Below are 3,169 nucleotides of genomic sequence, written 5' to 3'. Positions count from 1 at the left end.
GCTTCCTCTCTTTATAAATAGTCCCCAAAACCATAAAAATGCCACAACAAAGGCCATCTGTGATCTTGAAAGATAACTCAGTCCAAAAAGTAGTCCCGAAAAAAGCCCAGCTCTAACATAGTCTTTCTTATTTTCAAGAGACAGAATAAATACTGACATCCCCCATAAAAAGAAGCTAATACCAAAACTCTCTGAGTTTGTTCGAGTTTGAATATAAGGAACAAACCAACTTAAGTTTAAAAATCCCCAAGTCATGATTTGATACTTTCTTTCTGGAATCCAAATCTTTAAAAGTGGAATTAATCTCGTTAGAGCAAAGAGCCCAAAGAGAGAAGTCATAAGTCTTATAACAAAAGCAAAGAAGAACGGAGACGTTATTCCAACAGCTGAAAGGGTTTTATAAACGCCAAAGTAAGTAAAGACTTGAAACCAAGGCCTTATCTGCTCTCTAAATTCCCAAGGTAGATTTGAACTTGGAATATTTCCTAACTTGAAATTTAGAAATTCATAGATCTGAAAGTGCTCATCAAAGTGTTGAAAGCCAGTACTAAAAATGGCCGCAAAGATATGAAAGGCCAAAGATATATAAAGAATTGTCTTAAAGTTATTTAGTTTCTTCAAATTTAAAAATCCCTATTACAGATGTTCCAAAGAGAGGGTTTCCCCCAAGAGACTTCTCGATCTTTCCAAGAAGTAGCATTATCCAGTTAATCACAGGATTAGGAAGTTTAAGATCTTGCTGATCTTTAGATCCTTTTGAAAGCTTTCTAACAAGATACACAACTGGAAATAAGTATCCAAAAGCATACCTTAAATAAACTGGCCTCAAGCCTGCTTTAGCAGCAACTTCTAAGAGTTCACTCTTAGTGTATCTCTTTCTATGCTCTAAAAACTCATCATGATATGACCAAAGAGACTGAAAAGCAGGAACAGTAATAAGAATGGCCCCATCAGTGTTCATAGTGCTCACCCACTGTTTTAGTACACCTTCATCATCATCAACATGTTCTAGAACATCCATAGCAAGTAAGACATCTGCCTTACTCTCACTACATTCATTTAAATTATTTGAAAGCCTAAAGCTCTCATCACACCAGTCTCCTGAAAAACCTTCAGGAAGATTTGGATCAATTCCTACCGCTCTTGATACTTTTTCAATACTTGGGCTTTGAGTTTTCAAATACCAAAGATTTTGGCCACTACCACAACCGTACTCGGCAACGCTTAAGTTCTTTTTTGTAAAATAACTAAAGAGCTTCTCTATATATTGAAACCTCGTTCTTATCCACCAGTGCTTTCTCTCACTTTGAACATCGAGTTCATTAATTTCTTTAATGTCCATTTCTAGCCTTTATATTTCTTGTAGATTTTTCGAAGTTCAAGAGGAGCTTTTAGAAAGTCAAAAGTACAGAGCTTTGAGCCCTCAACATCTATCCAGTGATTAAGAGGGAGTTCATATATCTTCTCACTCGCCTGCTTTTCAATTTTACAATATCTAAAGAGAAGCTCCACATCAAAGATCCAGTAAGAGACAAACTTCTCACTAAAGAGTTTCTCAACTAAATCAGTTTTAAAAAACTTAGCTCCACACTGAGTATCATAAACAGGAAGCTTTAACGTGATACTCGCCACTGTAGCAAATAGTCTACCAAGAACATGGCGGTACCACTTTCTATCGATATGGCCTCCAAGTCTAAGAACTCTAGACCCCATAATAATATCGTATTTCTTTTCATTTAAAACTTGTTCAAAGTACGGAAGTTCCGAGAGAGGGGTTGCAAGGTCTGCGTCCCAAAATCCTACTTCTGAAAATGTCCCTAACTTTAAAGAGTGAAGAAACCCTAGCCTTACGGCCTCTGCTTTTCCTCCATTATCTTTAAGGTCTAAGTAGTCAATATTTGAACTATCTCTAGATATCTCTTCTAGAATCTTAAGTGTTCCATCACTACTGCCATCATTAACAAAGAGAAAATGATGGTTTGAGTTATTTTTAGCATGCTCTTTAAATGAATGAATATCTAAGCGAGATTCTTCGTTAAAGCATGGGATGATCAAGCAAATCGACATATTTAGCCTATTATAGTTAAGTACTTTAATTATTCATTTATAACATTTAAAATGGTAATAATTAAAGGCTCAATTTATTAGGAAATATATGAAGATTGTTTTTCAACATAATGGAATCCTTCCAGTTAAGAAATATGGTGGCATAGAGAGAATACTCTTTTGGCATATGAAAGAGCTCGCTAAGCGTGGACATGACGTTGTTCTCATTGGACACAAGGAGTCACAAGTTGAAGATTTGGGGATTACCCTTATTCCAACTCCCACTAATGCTGAAGATATTGCTCCTCTTATTCCAAATGACGCAGATATTATCCATTTAACATATAACTTTATTCCTGACTGTAAGGTCCCTACTCTGGTTAACATGCAGTGTAATGGTCAAATTGGAGAGAGATTTCCAAAGAACACGGTCTTTGTATCAAAAAAGCACGCCGAAAATCATGGATCAGATGTCTTTATTTATAATGCGCTCGATTTTGATGAGTATCCATTTCCTACTAAAGAGAAGACTTCATTTGAGAATTTTCTCTTTCTAGCAAAAGGCTCTTGGAGTGTTAAGAACTTAAAGCACTGTATTAAGGCCTGCAAGAAAGCAAAGAAACACCTCCATATTGCCGGAGGGAGAAGTTATCTTCCTTCAAGATATATCCATTCTCACGGAATGGTGGGCGGCGATGAGAAAATAAGTATCATGAAAAACTGTGACGCCTTTCTCTTTCCTGTGCGCTGGCACGAACCTTTTGGAATCGCCATAATTGAAGCGATGGCCATGGGAATGCCAGTCTTTGGAAGTCCTTATGGTTCTCTTCCAGAGATCATTCAAGAAGGCGCTGGAAAAGTATGTAATAACAGAGACGAGCTCTTCCAAGAAATTAATGCCAAAGAAAATCATTATGATAGAGAGAAGATAAGAAAGTATGTTGAAGATAAGTTCTCAATACAAAGACTTACGGATGAATACATTAAGCTCTATGAAAAGATTATTTCAGGAGAAAATCTAAACGCCAATGAACCAACCTGGAAACTGACTCAAGGACCAGAGGATCTACTACCTTACTGATGAAAGATTTTATAATTAAATATAAGAGTTGGATTACTGTAT

3 protein-coding genes and 1 pseudogene are annotated in these 3,169 nt (G+C 36.4%); 1 reads left to right on the top strand and 3 read right to left on the bottom strand.

The genetic code is table 11. The features are described from left to right. From ABX784_RS16465 to ABX784_RS16455, 3 genes and pseudogenes are all read right to left on the bottom strand, one after another. A pseudogene (locus tag ABX784_RS16465) lies at window positions 1-621 on the bottom strand (hypothetical protein); the annotation flags it as partial. Further along, a complete protein-coding gene (locus ABX784_RS16460; protein ID WP_372656153.1) occupies window positions 605-1,342 on the bottom strand; it encodes a class I SAM-dependent methyltransferase in 738 nt (245 codons plus the stop codon). The pseudogene ABX784_RS16465 and the gene ABX784_RS16460, both read right to left, overlap by 17 nt. 2 nt (window positions 1,343-1,344) lie before the next feature. Then, window positions 1,345-2,067, bottom strand: coding sequence for a dolichyl-phosphate beta-glucosyltransferase (locus ABX784_RS16455; RefSeq protein ID WP_372656152.1), 723 nt, complete (start codon window positions 2,065-2,067; stop codon window positions 1,345-1,347). Window positions 2,068-2,155: 88 nt separating this feature from the next. On the opposite strand from ABX784_RS16455, the gene ABX784_RS16450 reads away from it, so the two are divergent. Beyond that, complete coding sequence (locus ABX784_RS16450; RefSeq protein WP_372656151.1) at window positions 2,156-3,127, top strand: glycosyltransferase; 972 nt, start codon at window positions 2,156-2,158, stop codon at window positions 3,125-3,127. The last annotated feature ends 42 nt before the right edge of the window (window positions 3,128-3,169 follow it).

It is taken from the genome of Halobacteriovorax sp. (assembly GCF_041587335.1).
Lineage (GTDB): Bacteria > Bdellovibrionota > Bacteriovoracia > Bacteriovoracales > Bacteriovoracaceae > Halobacteriovorax.
The sequence above is the reverse complement of the archived record's forward strand: the minus strand, read 5'-3'. Positions and strand labels throughout refer to the sequence as shown.